The 20990-nt window shown below is 63.1% G+C and carries 17 protein-coding genes; 10 read left to right on the forward strand and 7 right to left on the reverse strand.

The window, feature by feature from the left end; all coding sequences use genetic code 11:
• The first annotated feature begins 291 nt into the window (after positions 1 to 291).
• Together QMK22_RS16765 and QMK22_RS16770 are read left to right on the forward strand one after the other, a co-directional pair.
• Positions 292 to 2598 (forward strand): hypothetical protein, encoded by a 2307-nt coding sequence (locus QMK22_RS16765; protein WP_283498790.1) that lies wholly within the window; start codon positions 292 to 294, stop codon positions 2596 to 2598.
• A gap of 177 nt (positions 2599 to 2775) precedes the next feature.
• Positions 2776 to 4146 carry a glycosyltransferase family protein gene (locus QMK22_RS16770; RefSeq protein ID WP_283498791.1) on the forward strand — a complete coding sequence of 457 codons (1371 nt, stop codon included), beginning with the start codon at positions 2776 to 2778 and terminating at the stop codon, positions 4144 to 4146.
• Between the two features lie 35 nt (positions 4147 to 4181).
• Here the strand turns inward: QMK22_RS16770 and QMK22_RS16775 are convergent, their stop codons facing one another.
• Positions 4182 to 4589 carry a DUF2304 domain-containing protein gene (locus QMK22_RS16775; RefSeq protein WP_283498792.1) on the reverse strand — a complete coding sequence of 136 codons (408 nt, stop codon included), beginning with the start codon at positions 4587 to 4589 and terminating at the stop codon, positions 4182 to 4184.
• Positions 4586 to 5323, reverse strand: a complete 738-nt coding sequence (locus QMK22_RS16780) for a glycosyltransferase family 2 protein (protein ID WP_283498793.1) — start codon at positions 5321 to 5323, stop codon at positions 4586 to 4588. The genes QMK22_RS16775 and QMK22_RS16780 overlap by 4 nt, the downstream gene beginning before the upstream one ends.
• A 55-nt stretch (positions 5324 to 5378) precedes the next feature.
• On the opposite strand from QMK22_RS16780, the gene QMK22_RS16785 reads away from it, so the two are divergent.
• The 7 genes from QMK22_RS16785 (at position 5379) to QMK22_RS16815 (ending at position 12859) form a co-directional block, all read left to right on the forward strand.
• Positions 5379 to 6377 carry a glycosyltransferase family 2 protein gene (locus QMK22_RS16785; protein WP_283498794.1) on the forward strand — a complete coding sequence of 333 codons (999 nt, stop codon included), beginning with the start codon at positions 5379 to 5381 and terminating at the stop codon, positions 6375 to 6377.
• A 51-nt stretch (positions 6378 to 6428) separates the two neighbouring features.
• A complete protein-coding gene (locus QMK22_RS16790) occupies positions 6429 to 7682 on the forward strand; it encodes a polysaccharide biosynthesis protein (protein WP_283498795.1) in 1254 nt (417 codons plus the stop codon).
• A 133-nt stretch (positions 7683 to 7815) separates the two neighbouring features.
• Complete coding sequence (locus QMK22_RS16795; protein ID WP_283498796.1) at positions 7816 to 8586, forward strand: glycosyltransferase; 771 nt, start codon at positions 7816 to 7818, stop codon at positions 8584 to 8586.
• Between the two features lie 79 nt (positions 8587 to 8665).
• A complete protein-coding gene (locus QMK22_RS16800) occupies positions 8666 to 9757 on the forward strand; it encodes a glycosyltransferase family 4 protein (RefSeq protein WP_283498797.1) in 1092 nt (363 codons plus the stop codon).
• Positions 9754 to 10725: a GDP-mannose 4,6-dehydratase gene (locus QMK22_RS16805; protein WP_283498798.1), complete on the forward strand. Its 972-nt coding sequence runs from the start codon at positions 9754 to 9756 to the stop codon at positions 10723 to 10725. The genes QMK22_RS16800 and QMK22_RS16805 overlap by 4 nt, the downstream gene beginning before the upstream one ends.
• 110 nt (positions 10726 to 10835) lie before the next feature.
• Entirely contained in the window at positions 10836 to 11867 is a 1032-nt protein-coding gene (gene gmd / locus QMK22_RS16810; protein WP_283498799.1) for a GDP-mannose 4,6-dehydratase, read from the forward strand.
• A gap of 2 nt (positions 11868 to 11869) precedes the next feature.
• Positions 11870 to 12859 (forward strand): GDP-L-fucose synthase family protein, encoded by a 990-nt coding sequence (locus QMK22_RS16815; protein ID WP_283498800.1) that lies wholly within the window; start codon positions 11870 to 11872, stop codon positions 12857 to 12859.
• Between the two features lie 272 nt (positions 12860 to 13131).
• On the opposite strand, the gene QMK22_RS16820 is transcribed toward QMK22_RS16815, so the two are convergent.
• The 5 genes from QMK22_RS16820 to QMK22_RS16840 all read right to left on the reverse strand — a co-directional run bounded on the left by QMK22_RS16820 (position 13132) and on the right by QMK22_RS16840 (position 19284).
• Positions 13132 to 14415, reverse strand: a complete 1284-nt coding sequence (locus tag QMK22_RS16820) for an O-antigen ligase family protein (protein ID WP_283498801.1) — start codon at positions 14413 to 14415, stop codon at positions 13132 to 13134.
• Between the two features lie 29 nt (positions 14416 to 14444).
• Positions 14445 to 15851 carry an O-antigen ligase family protein gene (locus QMK22_RS16825; protein ID WP_283498802.1) on the reverse strand — a complete coding sequence of 469 codons (1407 nt, stop codon included), beginning with the start codon at positions 15849 to 15851 and terminating at the stop codon, positions 14445 to 14447.
• 131 nt (positions 15852 to 15982) lie between these two features.
• Positions 15983 to 16420 (reverse strand): SRPBCC family protein, encoded by a 438-nt coding sequence (locus QMK22_RS16830; RefSeq protein WP_283498803.1) that lies wholly within the window; start codon positions 16418 to 16420, stop codon positions 15983 to 15985.
• Between the two features lie 22 nt (positions 16421 to 16442).
• Positions 16443 to 17927 carry a phytoene desaturase family protein gene (locus tag QMK22_RS16835; protein WP_283498804.1) on the reverse strand — a complete coding sequence of 495 codons (1485 nt, stop codon included), beginning with the start codon at positions 17925 to 17927 and terminating at the stop codon, positions 16443 to 16445.
• Positions 17928 to 18105: 178 nt separating this feature from the next.
• Entirely contained in the window at positions 18106 to 19284 is a 1179-nt protein-coding gene (locus QMK22_RS16840) for an acyl-CoA dehydrogenase family protein (RefSeq protein WP_283498805.1), read from the reverse strand.
• A 125-nt stretch (positions 19285 to 19409) separates the two neighbouring features.
• On the opposite strand from QMK22_RS16840, the gene manA reads away from it, so the two are divergent.
• Positions 19410 to 20738 (forward strand): mannose-6-phosphate isomerase, class I, encoded by a 1329-nt coding sequence (manA, locus tag QMK22_RS16845; protein WP_283498806.1) that lies wholly within the window; start codon positions 19410 to 19412, stop codon positions 20736 to 20738.
• The last annotated feature ends 252 nt before the right edge of the window (positions 20739 to 20990 follow it).

The raw sequence follows: 20990 nt of genomic DNA on the forward strand, positions 1-20990 counted from the left end.
TGGTGAAGCGGTTATCACTGTTGCGGGAGTCGACGCAGATGGGCTGAACGTTAGCGCGTCAGGCTACGTTTCAGAGGTTGTTGAAGATGGCGGCGTGTGCACGTTCAACTTCAGCAGGACTAAACGTGAGAAGTCCGTGGCCACCGTCGGGGCATCCGACGCGACGACCACATCCTGCGGTTTCGTTCAGGTCCCGATCGGTGATCTGGCTAAGGGCACGTGGCAGGTTGTGCTTACCTACACGTCCGACATTTCGACCGTTTCGTCATCGCCCACAATCTTGGAGATCCCGTGAAAATCAAAAGACTACTCGGGATGGTGCTAGCAGCTTCGCTTGCTACAGCGCTGCTCGTGGCTATGGCGCCGTCGTCCCAGGCCGAAGCCGCAAACGCTTCTTCGTTCGATCCCGGAAACATCATCAGTGATGCTGTCTTCTTCAATGGCAACGCTATGACTGCCGATTCCGTTCAACAGTTCCTTAATGCGAAGGTGCCGACCTGCAGTTCTGGATATGTGTGCTTAAAGTCGTATACGCAGGACACGCCGAATCGTGCTGAAGTATTCGGGCGATGTGCAGCTTATTCTGGCCGCGCAGGCGAAAGCGCTGCCAGCATCATCTCCCGAGTGGGGATCGCCTGTGGTATAAGCCAACAAGCGTTGATCGTTCTCCTAGAAAAGGAACAGGGTATCGTCTCGGATTCCACGCCGAGTGCGCGACAGTACCGCAGCGCAACAGGTTACGGATGTCCTGACACGGCTGACTGCGATACCTCCTACTACGGCTTCTTTAACCAGGTCTATGCTGCTGCACTGCAGTTCCAGTACTACGCCGCCAATCCCACTCGATGGAGTCACGTCCCGGGACGGGTCAACGCGGTCCGATTTCATCCAAATTCATCGTGTGGCTCAGGGTCCGTCTATATCCAGAATCAGGCAACTGCTGGTCTGTATAACTACACGCCCTATCAGCCCAATGCGGCGGCACTAGCGAACCTGTATGGTTCGGGCGATGCTTGCAGCAGCTATGGCAACAGGAACTTTTTTCGAATTTTCAGTGACTGGTTCGGTGACCCCCAGCGAGGCACATCTCTCGTCCGGAGCGTAGACAACGTCACGGTGTACCTCATCTCCGGCACACAAAAGCATGCGATTCCCGACTGGAACACGCTCAACGCCCTATACCCGCTCGGGGCGATCGGCTACGTCTCGCAGCAATATCTCGACAACTTCACAACGGGCGCCGGCCTCGGCCGCGTCATACGTTCGAGCGCCGGAAAAGTGTATTTTTTCGATGTGGGCGCGAAACTTCAATTCATGACCTGCGACGATGTGTCCGCCTACGGCTATCCCTGTGGCGATTCCATCCTCCTCACGGACCAACAGATCAGTTCTCTGCGCGACGGACCGGCTATGTCACGCGTTTTCAACACAACCGACCATAAACGATTCTTGATAGAGGCTGGCGCGCGTCGGGAAGTTCTCGATGACGCGTCTTTGGCAGCCGTGCCACACCCCGAAAATTCAGTGACTCTTTTTGAGCCGGCAATCGCATATCTCCCGTATGGGACTCCCGTCGCGAGAAACGGCGTGGCCGCAGAGACACGCGGCTCGAACGCGCTGGGCCTGCTGGTCGCCAACAGAATCACGCCGATCACCGAACCCATGCTCGTTCAGTCGCCGCTGCGATTGACCTTTTCCACGGGGAGCCTGGACAGTGAGAGCATTGTCAAGCTCAACCCGAGTGCTGGGATCACGGGCTTCATGAAGGATGCCGACAAGCGACTTTCGGTCATGACGACCGAAGGACGCATCGAGGTCGCAGCTGCAACGTACGCGGGTATTCCTTTCCTAGAGACGGATGCGACCGTGCTGGCGAACTTACCGGTGAAGGCGAAGACGACAGGGCCACATTTCGTGAAGGAGGCCTCGTCGTCGAGTCTGTACTTGATCGCCGACGGCAAGAAGCAGAGGCTCTTGTCTTGGGCGCCATACGGGCTTTACGTTCAGGACCATGGAGTGCCCGCGACGATTTGGACCGTGCCGGATGGGGTTCTCACATCGATCCCCGAGGGTGCAGCACTCGCGGGACTTGCATCCGGGCAGTTGGTCAAGTCTGCTTCAAGCCCCCGGATATATCTCGTTGACGGGAGCCGACTCTTGGCCTTGTCCACTTTTGGCGTCTCGGTGGGGCTCGGGTTCGGTGGGGCCTACAGCGTGGTTTCTGATGCAACGATCGCCTCCTATGATGCGACGACATGGATTGACAGTCTGGGAGTGAAGTGCGGTCCAGATTTCCTCGCAGGAATTGGAGGGAAGGCTGCGCCGATTTACGATCCGACTCTGGTGAAGGCGTTTGGGCTCAAGTTCGTACAACTCAGCACCTCCACGTGCGCTGCGATGCCGAAAACCTCCACCCCGATGACGTACTTCATCCGCGGAGAAACCGGAAAGATCTACTGGATTGATGGGGGGCAGAAGCGTCCGATTAACACGTGGTCGGAGATCGAGCGCCTCGGCGCCATGAACAAGTGGATTGATGTGAGTGGCGATTTGCTCGATGCGATTCCGACCGGCGCATCGACGGCCCCGGGGACGTGATCCTCAGCGTCACCGCGTGGAGCGACATTCGATTTCTTCGGGTTTCGCTCCTCGTCTGTGCTGCGGCGTGGCCTCTGCTGGATCGTTTCCCGAGATAACCTGATGATGTGGCCGAGTTAACGGTCTGCACACGCAAGACGTGAAAGGCACTATCCCGTGACAAGCAAAGAGACCACCATGACGGTGCCCCGATCGGATCGAATGAAAAGATTCCTAACGGCCTTTTGGGTGCCTATAGTGCTCGTGATGGTTGCACTGGGAGTCTCCGGAACTGTCGCCGTTGTGCATACCGACCAGATGTCCCCGGTCGATGAATGGGTTTATATCGACTACCTGGAGAAGTTGCCGACGCAAGGTATCGTGCATCGCGGCGAAGACATCGGCGCAGCGGCCCTTGACCAAATGGCGTGCTCCGGCGTTAAGATCTACGGCCCGATGGGGCCGCCCTGCGGCAGCGACTACGAAGCTCACATTAGGGACTTTCCGTACCAGGGGCAGACCTCTGCCGACCTATACACGCCGATCTATTTCGGAGCGACCTGGGTAGTGGGGGGAGCGATTCATCTGCTCACGGGAACAGACCAGGTAACCTCATGGCGCCTGACCGGTGCACTTTGGCAGGCCTTGAGCATGGTTCTGATGTTCTTTCTATTCCGTCTGTGGAACGTCCGACCTCTCGCAACCCTGGCACTTGGTCTTGCGGTGATCGCGTCTCCGTTCTCGTGGTGGACCTACAGTTACGTCAACACGGACGCCCCGTCATTTGCGCTCGGTGTGCTGCTCCTGTTGGCTACGACGAAGTTCATCCGAGGCCACTGGAGCGGATGGTGGATAGTGGCCGTTTCAGCGCTCGCGATGGGGATCAAAGCGACCAATATTCTAGGAATTTGTGCCGTAGGCCTATACCTCGTCGTGCAGTGGCTTTACGAGCGCCGATCGATTACCTGGCGGGGGCTCAAGACAACTCGACCCGAACTGCCTGCTCGCTCGTGGTTCGCTCTCCCCGGCTTTGCACTGGCCGCCGGTGCTGCCGGCGCTGTCGTCACGGGGGTGTGGACCGTGATCAGGTCGATGGTCGCGCTGACGGATTCTCCAGATCAGGGAACAACAGTTCCTTTCGGTCCGGTGGAGCTGACAGATCAGTTGATCAATTTTCTCCCAAACACGATCGCTGCCAATGTGGATCTCGTCGGGACAACGGCTCTGGCGTACCCCGTTCCCGCAATCATGTCTGTCCCACTGACATTCCTTACGGTTGCCGGGGTCATCGGTGCATTCTGGACCCTGAGGAAGGGAAGTGCGGAAGTTCCGGTGGTGACGGCAATCGCCATCGCATCCATCGTCGCCGCACCTTTTCTCGCCCTTGTGCTGTTCACGACCCAGGGCGCGTACTTTCCGCTGCCACCCCGGTACGGTGCCTCGATCCTCGGGGGGATGCTGCTGCTGGCCGGAATGACAATGCGTTTCCGCCCCGCAATTTGGGCGACGCTTGCCTACTCTGCTGGACTTACCGTGGTCGTTCTGGCTACGGCCGCCCATTACGGATAGGGACCTCGGCTTTCAGGCTTGCCCCGGCACCAACGTTACTGACGGGCGCCGAAACCGTCAGGCTTGTTCGCCGATTGATTCTCAGGCTTGCTGCATTCTTTCTCCAACTCGTTAAGGCGAGCGTCATGCAGAGCGCACTCTTCAGCCAGGACGCGGGTTTTGCTCTCCAGATCGGTCAGTTCGGTGCTCTGCTGAATGCAGACAAAGAAAAGCACCAATACACTGAGAAAGAACGCTAGATTCGTCGGAATTTCGACACCAACGGCATTGGCGGCCCAGACCAGTGTCTGCGGGAAGATACCGATAATAAGGGCCAGGGCTCCAGCCACAATCCACCAGACCGCGTGACGTTCCCGCAGCCGACGCAGCCGCAGCATCTCAATCACGACGGACAGAGCGAGAAGAGCTGCGACGATGCCGAAAATGTAACTTGCCGTGCTCATGCGATACTTTCTTCGATCTTCAGTGGAACTCGCGGGCGCATAAGAGCAATCAGGAGGGCCATACCGGCCCGGCCCAGGTACGCGGCAGCTTTGAAGGGGTTGTGTGAGGGTACGCCCCCGGCGCGAGGACGCATAGAGACCGGAAGCTGCCGGATAGTGCATCCCGCACGAGCGGCGATGACGAGTGATTCTATGGTGTCGCCGAGATACTCGGCGGGATAATGTTCGGCGAAGAGCCGAACCGCACGTGGCCCAGTGGCACGGAAACCGGAAGTCGTGTCCGTCAGCTTAGTTAGAGCCAATCGGCTGATGATCCTTGCCAGCACCAGCATGGCCCACTTGCGCGGCCCGGTGACGAGATAGTCTCCTTCACCAGCAAAGCGGGCACCGAGTACGAGGTCGGCTGTTTCGAGGCCGGCCAGAAGCTCCGGAACACCGGACGGATCGTGCTGGCCGTCGGAATCCACCTGAACGACATTCTCGAACCCATGGATCAATGCGTATTTGAAACCGGCACGCATCGCGCCGCCGACGCCGAGATTGAACGGCAAGCTGATGACGGTGGCTCCGGCACTTCGCGCCTTGACCACGGTTTGGTCGGTTGAACCATCGTCTACGACTAGGACACTCACGCCGGGGAGCTTTGTGAAAACTTCGGTGACGACAGCTGCGACTGACTCCTCCTCGTTGAGTGCAGGCATCACAATTAACGTGGCCTTGAGGGAGCTTGTCATAGTCAAATCCTACCAAACGGGGGAACACCCACCCGTTCTTGGCTAGGCTCGGCGGGTGGATAGTCCAGCAATAAACATGCCCCGCCCGACTGTCTCGGTGGCACTTTGCACCTATAACGGGACGGCCTTTGTGAAAGCGCAGCTGGAGAGTATTCTGCTCCAGACGCGTCTGCCCGACGAAATTGTGATCAGCGACGATGCTTCGTCGGACGACACCGTCACTGTCGTGCGGGAGGCTCTCGCTTCGTGCGAAACCGTCAGAGTCATCGTGTTGCGAAACGACAAGGCTCTCGGTGTGACGGCCAATTTCGCCCAGGCTCTCCGTGCCTGCACGGGGGACCTGATCGCTCTATGCGATCAGGATGACCTCTGGGCCCCGACAAAGCTGGAACGACTGACTGATGAATTTGCTCGGCGGCCGCACCTTGTGTTGGTGCATACCGATGCGCGGATTGTGGATGCGGCAGGCGAATCGATGGGGTCGACGCTGTTGGAAACTCTCTCCGTTACGGTTGACGAGAAGCGTTCCGTGCACACCGGGGACGCGCTGCGGGTTTTGCTCCGACGCAACATTGTGACGGGCGCGACAGCGATGATGCGGCGAGAACTGTTGGAAAGTGCTGGCTCATTTCCTTCGTCTTGGGTGCACGATGAGTGGCTGGCCGTCGTTGCCGCGGCCACGGGTGAGATGGATGTAGTTGAGGAACAGCTCATTGACTATAGGCAGCACGGCGGCAACGAGATCGGTGTGGCCACGCTCAGCCTTCGAGGGCGGATCGAACGGTTAACGAGGCCGCGTGCCGACCGCAACGCGCGTTTGCTGGCTCGCGCGCAGTCACTCGCGGTGCGACTTCGTGAGCCCGGCTTTGCGGCGAACACGAGCGTTGCCAGATTGACCGACCAGAAACTCGAGCATGAGCGAGCGCGGAGTGCGCTGCCGACACGGCGTGTGAGCAGAATGTGGCCCGCATGGGTGGAGTGGCGTACCGGCCGTTACCACCAATATGGCCTCGGGTTGCAGGACCTTGTGCGGGATTTGGTTCAGCCCGAATAGGTACTCACGTGGAATACGACCGTTTTTTGGGCCCTAGTTAGGATGAAACTCGTGAATACACCCGAGACTGCACGGCGTCCGCGCGCGCGATTGTCCGGATTCGCTCTCATTATGGGAGCAACCGCTATCGCCGGCGTTGCGTCTTACGTGGTGACGTGGCTCGTGCCGCATCAGATTGGCTTAGCAAGCTACGCGATTTTTGCCGTCTTTTGGTCGTTTATCTATTTGGTCGTTGGCACGCTGTCCGGCATTCAGCAGGAGATCACCCGCGCTACTCTGCCGATCGAAACGTCACCCGGTGGGCGCGCAAGCCGGGCCCGCAATTTCGCTTTCACCGCTGGGAGCACGGTCTTCGTGATAGTCCTAGGGACGGCCCCACTCTGGGTCGGTACGGTCTTTCCTGCCGAGGGCTGGCGCCTTGTTTGGCCGCTCGCCGTTGGGTCGGCTGCCTTCGTGACGGTGGCCGTGCTTGCTGGTACGCTCTACGGCGCGTCCCTGTGGATGCCGGTGGCGCTCATGATCGCGGTGGATGCGGTCATACGTCTGGCAGCGTTGTTTATCGTTCTGATATTCACGACAGATGTCGTACTTCTCGCTTGGGCAGTGGCCCTTCCCTTTCCGGTGACGCTCTTGGTGCTCTGGCCCTTCATACGTAACGCAGTGGTGGGGCGTACGCAGCTCGACGTCGGATATCGGGTGCTCACCTGGAATGTGTCGCGCACCATGCTGGCGGCGGCTTCCACTGGCATCATGGTCAGCGGCTTTCCCCTGATACTGGGCCTCACTGCGTCGGCAGAGCCGAAGGAACTCGTGGGGCTCTTCATTCTCACGATCACGCTGACCCGGGCGCCCCTCATCATCGTGGCCATGAGCTTGCAGAGCTATTTCGTGATTATGTTCCGTGACAACGTCGAGAGCTTCTGGAAACGGTTTCTCGCTCTGCAGGCACTAATTGTCGGGGCAGCACTGGTTCTTGCCCTGGCGGGCTGGCTACTGGGCCCCGCGGTGTTTGAGTTTCTCTTTCCGGGACAACTGAAACCGGAGGGCTGGTTCATTGCCGTTCTCGTATTTTCTTCTGCCCTCGTAGGGGCCATGTGCGTCAGCGCCCCCGCGGTTCTCGCTCGGTCGCAGCATTTTGTCTATACAGCGGGCTGGAGCGTCGCGGCGCTCGTTACCGTGATTTCACTTCTCATGCCCCTTGACTTCACGGCACGCACCGTGCTGGCCCTTCTGGCCGGTCCCGTCGCCGGATTGGCAGTGCATGGGGGCTACTTGGCCCTGAGCAGAAGCCCATCCACCCGTTGAGACTCTCGGCATGGCCCTCGGTATACTCGGCCTTACGCACTGTCGTTCCGAAACGCATAGTCACACGCGTTGGCGTGGGGCCGTTTCGAACCCCCGATCCCACATTTGAAAGGCGCGCGGTTTCCGCCAGCTCATGAGCAGTTCAGAAATTCTTGTTGTACTTCCCACCCTCGGTGATCGAATTGACAGCCTCAGGGAAACCCTCGAAGCAGTTAAACAACAGCGCCTCGACGTTGCTTTGACTCTTGCCGTAGTCGCTCCCGTCGGAGCCACCGAAGCGCGTGCAATGGCCGTCGAGTACGGTGCGATCGTCATCGACGACCCGAAGACAGGGATCTCCGCCGCCATCAATTGTGGTCTGGCCGCTCGCACTACGGAGCGCTACTATGCCTGGATCGGCGACGACGATCTGTTTCGTCCCGGCGGGCTGCAGCGGCTGCAGGCCATGCTCGACCAGGACTCGGCAGCCGTTTTGGCCTTCGGCGGTTGCGAATACATCGACCCCACGGGCAAGAAACTCGCGCTCAGCAATGCCGGCGGCCTGGCAACATTTCTGCTCGCGTGGGGCCCTGACCTCATTCCGCACCCCGGCACCATGATTCGCCTTGACGCGCTCGAAGCGATCGGCGGTTTCGATGTGAAGCTCAAGTACGCCATGGACCTCGATGCGTTTCTCAAGTTGCGCAAGTATGGCAAATTCATCTCGACACGAGTGCCTGTGTCGGCCTTCCGCTGGCACCCTGACTCCCTCACCGTGGCCAACCGATTGAATTCCAGTCTCGAGTCCGAAGCCGTAAAACGACGCCATCTTCCGTCCGGGCTTCGCCCGCTGAGCCCGCTCTGGAACTACCCGATCCGCTGGGCTTCGGCGTTTGCGGCCCGGCGGGTGAGCGCCCAGGCCTGAGAATTCGGCTGCGGTAGGCTCGATCTTGGCCTTGCGCCGCGTCTTTGCCGCATGTCCATCGAATCGTGGAGTGAACCAAATGAAGGACACACTGCGCGTTGCGCTTTCTATGCTCACCCTGGTGCGCGGTGGGATGGGTGGCAGCGAAACGTATGCCCGGGCGCTCACCGGCCAGCTGAACAACCGAGCTGCTGTCGATGCGAAGGCCTTTGTGCCGGTGTCGGCCCAAGGATTTAGTGAGGGAATTCCCGAGCGAGTCGTTGAAGAGGTGCGCGTCGGACCCAGCACCCGCGAGCGTCTGGTCGGCCTGGCGCAGATCGCGGCTCGTTCTGGTGCCATCCGGCGCAGCATGGGCGGCGCCGACGTGGTGCACTTCCCATTCACGGTCCCGGCGCCGATGCCGGGGCGCGCACAGGCTTCCGTTCAGACTCTGCTGGACGTGCAGCACCTCGAACTGCCGCAGATGTTCAGCCGCGTGGAGCTTCTCTATCGGCGGCGCTTCTATGAGGGCTTCGCGGCCCGGGCTGATGCTGTGATCACGATCAGTCACTTCGCGAAGGCGCGAATGATCGACAGCCTGGGGCTGGATCCCGAGCGCATCCACGTGGCGCACCTCGGTGTCGATACCGATCGCTACCTGCCCAACCTCGGTGCCCGGGAGAACTTTGTTCTCTACCCTGCACGTGGCTGGCCCCACAAGAACCACGCACGACTGATCGAAGCCATGATGCTGGCACGACGCGAATTGCCCGGGCTGCGCCTCGTGCTCACGGGCGGAGGGCTTGACGATCTGGGGGAGCTGCCCGACTGGGTCGACCGTCGCGGGTTGGTCGAACCGGATGAGTTGCTTCGGCTTTACCAGAGCGCGGCCGCCCTCGTTTTTCCCAGCCTGTACGAGGGCTTTGGCCTGCCTCCTCTCGAAGCCATGGCCTCGGGATGCCCCGTCGCGGCATCGAATGCGGGGTCATTGCCCGAGGTCGTTGGCGACGCTGCCGTGCAGTTCGATCCTCGGGACCCTGAGGCCATCTCGGCGGGGATTGTTGAGGCGGTTGCCCGTGGCGACGAGCTGACCGCAGCAGGTCTGCTGCAGGTTCGGAAATTCACCTGGGAGCAGTGCGGCGACGTTCACGTGCAGGCATACCAGGCCGCTCATCAGAGGAAGAATTCATGACGAAAATACAGCGCGCCCTGGTGACGGGAGCGAACGGGCAGGACGGAATGTACCTCGTGAGACGGCTTGTCTCCGAAGGTCACGACGTGCACGGGATGTGCCATTCTGCTGAAGGGGCGACCCGTCTGGGGATGCAGGTGCCCGAAGTAACCGCGCACGTTTGCGATCTAAGCGACCCCCAGGGCATCGATGCCCTGATCGAAGAGGTGCGTCCCACAATCATCTTCAACCTCGCCGGGAACACGTCAGTGGCTCGCTCCTGGGACTTCCCCGCGGAGACTGCGGATGTGCTTGGCGTCGGCCCAGTTCGGCTTCTACAGGCGGCGTGGGTCTTGGGCGAACGTATGGGGACAACCATTCGGTTCGTTCAGGCGTCGAGCGCGGAGATTTTCGGCGACGCGATCGACGTTCCCCAAACGGAGAAGACGTTGCGTGACCCGGTCACGCCCTATGGCGCGGCGAAATCGTTTGCCCATGAAATGATCAGCGTTTATCGCAAGCGTGGCATGTTCGCGAGCTCGGCCATCCTGTACAACCACGAGTCGCCCACTCGGCCCGAATCCTTCGTTGCCCGCAAGATCTCCCGTGAAGTCGCACGCATTTCGCTGGGTCTCTCTGACCGGCTGACGCTCGGAAACATCGACGTTTTTCGCGATTGGGGCTATGCGCCCGACTACGTGGACGCGCTCGTACGCATCTCCCGGGCCGATGCGGCCGACGACTTTATTGTGGCCACCGGCATTGCTCACAGCGTGAGGGACTTCGTGGACACGGCGTTCGCGCACATCGGCGTGACCGACGCGAGCCGGTACGTTGTTATCGACCCGGCGTTCTACCGGCCTGCCGACCCTAAAGAACTCGTCGGCGATCCGAGACGGCTGAAAACTCTTGGTTGGGAACCTAGTGTGAACTTCGAACAGCTCGTCACGCTGATGGTTGATGCCGACGTCCAGTCCTTACAGCAGTAGCTGGGTGCCGCTTCCGTGATTGATCGGTAAGCTCTATGGGTCGAGGGTTTGGCTTCAGCGGATGACCGCGTGCCGGGCCGAGCCTTTTCAGCCACATAGTAGGGAACTTCATGGCCAAGCGCGCTTTCATTACCGGCATAACCGGACAAGACGGGTCATACCTCGCCGAACTGCTGCTCAGCAAGGGCTATGAGGTTCACGGCCTCATTCGCCGTGCGTCAACTTTCAACACGTCGCGTATCGACCACCTCTACGTGGATCCGCACGACACTGGGGCCAAGCTATTTCTGCACTATGGGGATCTGAGTGACGGCTCCCGTCTATCGACGCTCCTAGCCGAGATCAAGCCGGACGAGGTCTACAACCTGGCCGCGCAGTCGCACGTGCGGGTGTCGTTTGACGAACCAGAGCACACGGCGGACACGACCGGGATGGGCACGATCCGCCTGCTTGAGGCGGTGCGCATGTCAGGCATCCACTGCCGGTTCTACCAGGCGTCGAGTTCGGAGATGTTCGGCGCGACCCCGCCGCCGCAGAACGAGGACACCCCGTTCTACCCGCGCTCGCCCTACGGTGCGGCGAAGGTGTACTCCTACTGGATCACCAAGAACTACCGCGAGGCCTACGGCATGTTCGCGGTCAACGGCATTCTGTTCAACCACGAGTCGCCGCGTCGTGGCGAGACGTTCGTGACGCGCAAGATCACCCGCGCAGTCGCTGCGATCAAGGCTGGCACGCAGAACCACGTTTACCTCGGCAACCTCGATTCCGTTCGTGACTGGGGCTATGCCGCTGAGTACGTGGAAGGCATGTGGCGCATGCTGCAGGTCGATGAACCCGAGGACTTCGTTCTCGCTACGGGGGGCAATTTTACAGTGCGCGACTTCGTGCAGACCGCGTTCGAGCACGCGGGCCTGGACTGGGAAGAACACGTTCGCTTTGACGAGCGCTACCTGCGCCCCACCGAGGTGGATGCCCTCGTCGGCGACGCATCCAAGGCCGAGGCCAAGCTGGGCTGGAAAGCCACCGTGGACACGGCAGAGCTCGCCCGCATCATGGTGGACGCCGATATCACTGCGCTCAGCCACGCTGGCGGGCGCTGGATCGACGAGGTCAAACTTGCGAGCTGGGGCACCAAGTAACTATGACCGATTCGGATGACCGCGACCACGTTGACTTCGTTCCCGGCCCGCTGGACCGCTCTGGCACGTTCTACGTGGCTGGGCACCGCGGCCTCGTGGGCTCTGCCATCTGGCGGCGCCTGCAGTCCGAAGGGTTCACGGACCTCGTAGGCCGAACGTCGGCGGAACTGGACTTGAAGGACCGCGACGCGGTATTCGCATTTTTCGCGGAGGTGAAGCCGCGGTACGTCGTTCTGGCAGCGGCGAAGGTCGGCGGGATCCTCGCCAACAACACCTACCCGGTCGATTTTCTTAGCGACAACCTGCGCATTCAGGTGAACGTGCTCGACGCCGCGTTGAAGTACGGCGTCGAGCGACTTCTGTTCCTCGGTTCCAGCTGCATCTACCCGCGGCTCGCGCCGCAGCCAATTAGGGAAGATTCTCTGCTCACCGGGTACTTGGAGCCGACGAACGATGCGTATGCGATTGCGAAAATCGCGGGAATATTGCAGATTCAGGCCGTGCGCCGTCAATTCGGATTGCCGTGGATCTCAGCGATGCCGACGAACCTCTACGGCCCGGGAGACAACTTCTCGCCGGCGGGATCGCATGTTCTGCCCGCTTTGATTCGTCGCTACGACGACGCCGCGAAATCGGGCGCCGCATCCGTGACGAACTGGGGCACCGGCACACCGCGTCGCGAATTCTTACACGTGGATGACATGGCCGAGGCCTGCCTGCACCTGATGGAGCATTACGACGGTCCCGAGCAGGTAAACGTGGGTACCGGGCGGGACGTGACAATCAAGGAGATCGCCGAGACGATCGCCCAAGTTGTTGGTTACACCGGTACCACCGAGTGGGACACGGGCAAACCCGACGGAACCCCGCAGAAGCTTCTCGACGTGTCAAAGCTTGCCAACGTGGGCTGGAATGCTCGGATTGACCTTGAAGCTGGATTGCGCTCCACCGTGGACTGGTATCGCGAACACTCGGATACGCTCCGCCAGTAAGCGGATGCCGCGCACGGCACGCCATGCGCGTTTGTTGGCCCGGGCCGAAGCTCCGCAGCAACGGGGTTCTGGGTTTGAGCCGGCGGCATCCGCTGCAGGACGGGTTGCGCGATCCCCGTGCAGCCCGTCTGAGCTGGTCGACGCGGATCTCTCTGCCAGTGGGCGGCGGGCGGAGGCCGCTTTCGCGAAACGCGGGAGTTGCGCCGGTGCGCGGGAGGCGGAACTCGGGCGCACCGGCGCAACTCCCGCGCGGCGCGGTGCGCGCGGGCGACCTACGGCGCGTCGGGGTGGGGCTTGTGCGGCAGGGCGCTGCGCCAGCTCAGACCCTGCGCGGCCTTGACGGAGCAGATCACGAGCAGCAGCCAGCCGAACTCGAACAAAATGGTGCTTTCCGCCGCGCTGGTCACCAGCAGGGTCACCAAAATGAGCGGTGCCCAGACGTAGACCAGCGAGCGCTTGTTCGAGGCGAGCAGCCAGGAACGCACGAAGGCCAGCAGCACGAGGGCGAGAAAGGCGAGAAAGCCGATCAGTCCCAGCTGAAAGTACACGTCGAGGTAGGCGTTGAGCCCGGTGGTGTACAGGTGTCCGGTGGTGAATTCCAGCCAACCGTAGGGCGTGACATCCTGCGGCCAGAATCCGGCCCAGCCCCAGCCCTCGAGCGGATGCAGTTCCACCAGCCGCCACATTTCGGTCCACAGCGAGTATCGAACTTCAAACTCACTGCCCGCGTTGAGGGCGCTGATGATGGTCGTGCGGCCCACCCAGGCCGCGCCGGCGGCGGCCAGAGTCGCGGCCACGAGGCCCAGTTGCAGGCGCCATCGGCCGTCAGCGGGGGTACGGCGCAAACGGTAGAGGGCGAGCGCGGCGAGAACGACGCAGATGGCGACAACCACGATGACCGGGGAGCGGGTGAGCACCAGCGAGATGCCCGCGAGCCACATCGAGCCGATGCCGCGGCCGCGTGGAATGGATCGGGCGCGCAGCTCCACGTAGAAGGTGACGGCGGCGATGAGGGCGATGAGCCCGAACACGTTGCGGGAGCCGAAGATGCCCTGGATGGGGCCGAGTCGGTCGATATCGCCGACCACGCCGAGAAACGCGATCGGCAGGTCGAGTAGCAGCCCCGAGAGCACTTCGAGAAAAATGGAGACCCCGAGCAGTACTCGCAGCACATCACCGGTGGCGCGCACCACCTGAAAGGTGTCGCGCACGAGCGCCACATAGATGGCGAGAAACCCTACGGTGATTTGGTAGCTGACGCCGATGATGGTCTCGGAGACGTAGCCGCTCCACAACCCGGACAGCGCGCACCACGCCACGAACACGATGATCGAGATGGGCAGCAGGCCGTGCCACTCCACGATCGGGCGGCGGGCCAGCAGCGACAGCACAGCGAGCACAACGAGCCCACCGAGTATGCCGATCAGGCCGGGCCAGCCCATGACGCTGCGCAGCAGGTGGGTGCCAAAGGCGGTGGCCAGAATGATAAGCGTGAGCGAGGCCGCGAATTTCGGCGACGCGAGAACGCGGCGCAGGGCTTCGGGCAAGGTAGTCATCATGGCCCGTCTAATTTACCGCGTGAAACTTAGGGCATTGGTCGGGGCGCGTGCTGCTGCCGTTTGGTGACGACGGCGAGCACGATCAAAATTACCCACCCGCTCTCAACCAGCAGCCGACTTTCGGCCACACTCTGCGCGATCAGCGCGACGAGCAGCAGCAGCGGCAGCAACGCCGAGACCGCGAACGGTTCGTTGTCGGTTACGCCCCGACGCGGGCGATCCACGGCGAGAAACCAGGCCCGCCACAGCGTGGAGAAGACCAGCGCGGCGAACAGAATCACGCCGAAGATGCCCAGCTGCAGCCATACATCGAGCCAGGCGTTGTGCGCCTGGAGGTAGGTGACGCCCTTGCGCACGGCCAGATCGTTGAACGGTTCCACCCACGGCACCCAGTAGCTCACCCACCCCCAGCCGAACACGGGTCGTTCCAGGGCGAGCTGGGTGACGCTGGCCCAAATGTCGAAGCGGCCGGTGAGGTCCTCGCTGCGGCCGAGCAGCGCAAACAGCTGTGACGAGAACAGTGCGAGTGCTGCCACCACCACCCCAACGGATGCCGCCGCCACGACATACAGCGGCCGCCGGTGCTGGTCGTGCACGGTGCGTGCCCAGAGTGCGAACAGCAGGGCGGCGACAACGGCCGCCAGCGCCACAGTGACCGTGGCGGATCGGGTGAGCACGAGCATCCCGATGGCCACGGTGAGCCAGACCAGGCCGGCGCCGCGCTTGACGGTGTGGGCGCGCAGCTGCACGGTGAAGACGATGATGGCCAGCAGGGCGACGAAACCGAGCAGGTTGCGGTTGGCGACGATGCCCTCGATTGGGCCGCCGGCCAGCAAGAGGCCCCGGGACCAGTAGAAGGCGTTCGGTATGTGAATGGTGCCGTAGTCGACGAAGAAGGGCAGCACGGGGTGTCGAATGACGACGGCCACGATCAGCTCGAACACGAGCGAGAGGGCGAGCACCCAGCGCAGCGCGCCGGCCAGGGTACGCAGCAGTTCCGGCCAGGTGAGGGTGACGGCCAGAAACAGCGCGGCGAGGGTGGTGATGAGTTGCAGCGCGATTCCCAGAGCGGATGCCCCCGGGTAATACGACCACGCGATCGACAGGGTGGCCAGCAGCAGAAAAGCGGTGATGGTCTTGGGAAACTTGCGCCAGTTCAGCGGCGGCGCGAGGGCAGCCTGGTAGGTGCGGCCGCGGGCGATGTCGCGGTCGGTGGGTGGGGCATCCGCTCTGTCGGGGGGAGTGGCGGCTCGGTTGCGGGCGTTGGTGCGCTGGGTGCTGAGGCCGATGATGCTGCCGACCACGACGATGCCGGCGACGGCGCCAAAGCCCCACCAGCCGCCGAGGTTGCGCCAGAACTGGCCGGCCAGAACGGTGAACCAGACGAAGGTTGCGAAGAGTCGAATGACGAGGCGACTCTGCACGGTGGACATGGCACCAGATTACCGGTGTTGGTGTGGCCCGTTTCGCGACCCGTTTCGCTACTTCACGCGAGGGCGGAGAAAATGTTGCTTCCGGGCGGCCGCAGCAACAATTTTTCCGCTCGCGCGTGCAGGCGTCGCTTCTAGTCGGCGCGGCCCTCGGCCAGGTAGGCGAGGCGGCGCAGGGTCTCCGTGTTGCGGTGGGCGATGGCCAGATCGCTCAACGTGGTGGGAACCAGACGGGCCGGGCCGGCGACCACGTCTTCGGTCATGCGCACGAGGCATCCGTTGTCGCGGTCTTGAACGTCGATTGCCACGTGTGCCTCACCGACGGGCCAGCCGCGCGCTTTGAGCATGACGTGGCGGGGCGAGCGCCATTCGAGCACGGAGGTGGTGTCGTCGATCAGGGCCGGCCAGACTCCCACCGAGTGGTGGATGCGGCTGCCGACGGCGGGCCAGCTCGCGTCGACGTCGCGCATGCGGCTCGCGCCGACCACCCAGCTGGGGTACAGCCAGCCATTGGCCAAGACCGCGAAGACCTGTTCGGCGGTGCACGCAAAAGCTCGATAGTTCACGGCCATGAAGGTCTCCTATTCGTTGGGTTCAATCGGTAAGCGGATGCGCAGATCTCGGCGGTGACAGGTCGGGCGGAGTGTGCACGTTGAATTCGTGGCCGAGGGCGCTCAGCGCGGCGCGATAGCCGCACATTCCGTGCACACCGGGGCCGGGCGAGGTCGACGACGAGCACAGGTAGACGCCCTTCAACGGCGTGCTCCACGGGTCGCCCGACAGCACCGGACGGCGCACGAGCTGCAGCAGGCTGATCGCTCCGGCCGCGATGTCGCCGCCAATGTGGTTGGGATTGTGCTTCTGCATCTGCGCGGCGCTCTGACCGACCGAGGCGAGAATGGTGTCGCGAAACCCCGGGGCGAAGCGTTCGATCTGCCGGGTGATCTGCTCGGTCTGGTCGTGGGGGGAGCCGGCCGGAACGTGCGTGTAGGCCCAGAGCACGTGCTGTCCCGCGGGAGCGCGGCTGGCGTCGAGAATGCTCGGCTGCGCGGCGAGCACGTAGGGGGAGTCAGAGTGCCGCCCGTGGGCGACGGCGTTCTCCGCCCGCGCCTGGTCGGCACGGGTGCCGCCCACGTGCAGGGTCGGCGCTCGCCGCAGGTCGACAGCGGTCCACGGCACCGGTTCGGACAGCGCGAAGTCCACCTTGGCGACCCCGTTGCCGTAGCGAAACTGGGCCAGTGCTGCGGCGTAGCGGTCGGGCAGGGCTCCCGCGGTGAGATCGAGGAAGGCGCGCGGGGTGACGTCGAGCATCACCACGCTGGCCAGCGGTAGCTGCTGGAGGCTGGTGATGTCGACATCCGTCACGATTTCACCGCCGTGCGCGAGCAGGTCATCGGCGAGGGCCCGTGTGATGGCGCCGCTTCCGCCGGTCGGTAGCGGCCAGCCCCCGGCGTGCGCGTGGGCGGCGAGGGTGAGCCCGGCGCCGGCGGTCGAGAGGCTCGGCAGGCGCCCAATCGAGTGCGCAAACGTGCCGGTGAGCAGGGCCGGCGCGGTCTCGCCGGAAAAGCGCAAGTTCCACGCTGGGCTCCCCTGCTCGAGCGTGCGCAGCCCAAACCAGGCCAGCGTGAGCGGATGCCGCGGCACGCGCAGCAGCGCATCCCCGGTGAGGTCGGCCACATCGTTGATGTTCTGCACGAGGGGCGCGAGCAATCGGAGCCAGGCCGGGCCATCGCGGCCGAGGCCGGCTGCGGTGCGTTCGATGTCGTGCCAGGCCACCCCGGCCCGGCCGCCGGGCAGCGGATGCCCGTAGGAAATCTCGGGAACGGTGAGCTCGATGCGGTCATTGAGGCCGAATCTTTGAAAGAACTCGGAGGCGAGCGCGAGCGGATGCACGGCGGAACCCACATCGTGGTGAAACCCGGGCAGGGTGAGCTCTGCGGTCGCGGCGGCGCCGCCGATGGTGTGTGCGCGCTCGTAGACGCGCACGGAGAGCCCGGCGCGGGCGAGCGTGACGGCGGCGGCCAGGCCGTTCGGGCCGGATCCGACGACGACGGCGTCGATCCCCTGATCGGTGGTCACCGGAAAACCGGGCGGGGGGTGCGTCGAGGTCTCATTGCGACAATGTATCCCGGGCCGGTGCATGCGCACACCCCGGGCGGGGTGTGCGCATCCGTTTGTTGAACCCGTCGGGGCCAGAACCCGTCGGGGCCAGAACGGGCGTTCTTGACGAGTTCGTCGGGCAAACGACGGCTCGGCGTCAGACGAAGGCGGCCTGGCCGGTGATGGTGCGGCCCACGATGAGGGTGTTCATCTCCTGGGTGCCCTCGTAGGAGTAGATCGCCTCGGCGTCGGCGAAGTACCGGGCCACGTTGTACTCGAGGGTGACGCCGTTGCCGCCGAACAGCTCGCGGCACCACGCCACGCTCTCGCGCATGCGGCTGGTCGTGTAGGCCTTGGTGAGTGCGGAGTGCTCGTCGCGCTGCACTCCCTCGTCTTGCATCTGCGAGACCCGCACCACCATGCCGAGGCTCGCCGTGATATTGCCCAGGCTCTTCACCAGCAGATCCTGCACGAGCTGATGCCCACCGATCGGCTTGCCGAACTGCTCGCGCTCCTTCGCGTAGGCCACCGCCGCGTCGTACGCGCCGATGGCGTTGCCGACGGCCGCCCATGACACCTCGGCGCGCGTTGCCCGCAGCACCTTGGCGGTGTCCTTGAAGGAGTTGGCGTTCTGCAGGCGCAGGCTTTCGGGAACCACCACATCGGTCAGGGTCACGTCGGCGTTCTGCACCGCGCGCAGGCTGATCTTGCCCTCGATCTTGGTGGCGGAGTAGCCGGCCGTGTCGGTCGGAACGATGAAGCCCTTCACCTGGTTGTCGGCGGTGTCCTTGGCCCAGATGATGGTCACATCGCTGAAGGTGGCATTGCCGATCCAGCGCTTGGCGCCGTTCAGGGTCCAGCTGTCGCCGGTGCGGGTGGCGGTGGTGCGCAGGCCCTGCGCGCTGTCGGAACCGGAGAGCGGTTCGGTCAACCCGAACGCGCCCACGATTTCGCCGGAGGCGAGGCGCGGAATCCACTCGGCGCGTTGCTCGGCCGAGCCGGTGGCGGCAATCGACCCGGCCGCCAACCCGTTCTGCACGCCGACAAAGGTCGCAACGGATGCGTCCACTCGAGCGATCTCCAGCGCGACGAATCCGCGAAATACCGCTGAGTTCGCGAACGCTTTCGTTTCGTCCCAGGCGAAGGAATACATGCCGAGCTCAGCGAGCGGCTTGATGATCTGGGTGGGGAATTCGGCGCGTTCCCAGCATCCGTTGGCGATGGGCCGCACCTCCTGCTCGAGGTAGGCGCGCAGTTTCATGATGGCCGCCTGCTCGGGCGCGCTGAGCAGGTTTTCGTAGCCGAAGAAGTCGCTGCCGAGAAGGTCAAAGGTCATGGATGCTCCGTTGCAAGAAAAGGCGGCCGACACGCGACCGGGACTGTTCGCGAGCCTAGAGGGGTTGGCTGAACGCTCGAAGTCGGTTGGTAGTTTGGTCTAAACAGTTGGAGAAGGAGTCGAAAATGTTTGTGGGCATCGCCAATACCCCGCGTAATTATGCCTGGGGGGCCACGCACGCTATCGCCGACCTGTTGGGCCGGACTCCTTCGGGTGGTCCGGAGGCCGAGCTGTGGCTCGGCGCCCATGCCGGCTCGGCTGCGGTGATCGAGGACTCGTCGCTCGTGGGTGGAGCTGCCAACCTGGCTGAGTGGATTGCGGCGGAGCCGGAGACGGCGCTCGGCGCTGGGTGGGCGACGCGCGAAGCGGATGCCTTCGGTACCGGCTCGGGCGCGGCGGCGGGGAACGCCGACGCCCCGGCCCCCCGGCTGCCCTTTCTGCTGAAGATTCTGGCCGCCGGTCGCCCGCTGTCGCTGCAGGCGCACCCGACCACCGAGCAGGCCCGCGCCGGATTCGAGCTCGAGAACGAGGCCGGAATCCCGATCGACGCCGGCAACCGCAACTACCGCGACCCGTTTCACAAACCCGAGCTGATCTTTGCGTTGAGCGACACCTTTGAAGCGCTCTGCGGCTTTCGCCCGCTTGAGGAGGTGCGCGGCATCATCGCCGAGTTGCGGCTGCTCGACCTCTCGACCGAGGAACCGCAAAGCGCCGTGCTCGACCTGCTGGAGAATCACCTGGTTCGGGGATTGTCCGACACCGTCGACTGGCTGCTGCGCGACGGTCGCGGCGGCGACTCCGGCGAGGTGGAATGGCTGGTCGAACGGGTCGTCGCGCTCGCCGACCACGCCCGGCTTCTGGCCGAGGGGGGAGCCGCTATCGGCTACGCCCGCGAGCTGGCGACGGTTCGCGCCCTGGCTGCCGAGTACCCCGGTGACCCGGGAATCGTGCTGGCCCTGCTGCTGAACCGCATCTCCCTGAAGCGCGGCGAGGTGAAGTATCTGCCGGCCGGCAACATCCACGCGTATCTGTCGGGGCTCGGCGTTGAACTCATGGCCGCCTCGGACAACGTGGTGCGCGGGGGGCTGACTCCCAAACACATCGACATCGACGAATTGCTCGCCGTGCTCGACTTCACTCCGCAGCACCAGCCGTACCTCGCGCCCATCGCGGTGGCTCCCGGGGTATCGCTCTATCGGCCCGGCGTGACGGAGTTCGAACTCGTGCATATCGAAGCGGATGCCGACGCATCGTCGGCCACGCCGGTTCCGATGCGACAGATCACCCTGGCCGGGCCGGCCATCGCAATCTGCACCGAGGGCGGGTTTCTCGTGGCCGGTGGGCTGTCTTCGCGGCCGCTCAAGCGTGGGCAGGCCGTGTATGTCACGCCCGACGAAGGCACCCTCACTTTCGCCGGAACCGGCGAAGTCTTTCTGGCCACGGTCGGCGCCTAACGCGCGTTACGCCGGCACCTCGCGCTGCGCGGGAGTCACCGCGGCATTTCGCGGTGCGCGGGAGGTGCGCCAGAGCGCGGGTGGCGCAACTCCCGCGCACCGACGCAACTCCCGCCTGTCGCGGGACCGCGCGATGTCAAGCTGTGTGGAGTCACCGGAGTTAGTTTTTGACGCTTCTGTCGGGAAGATGATTGATTCCGACGACGCCGGCGGGTGCCGGTGTGGTGGGTCGTGCACAGAATCGTTCCGGAT

The organism is Cryobacterium sp. PH29-G1, assembly GCF_030063365.1.
GTDB lineage: Bacteria > Actinomycetota > Actinomycetes > Actinomycetales > Microbacteriaceae > Cryobacterium.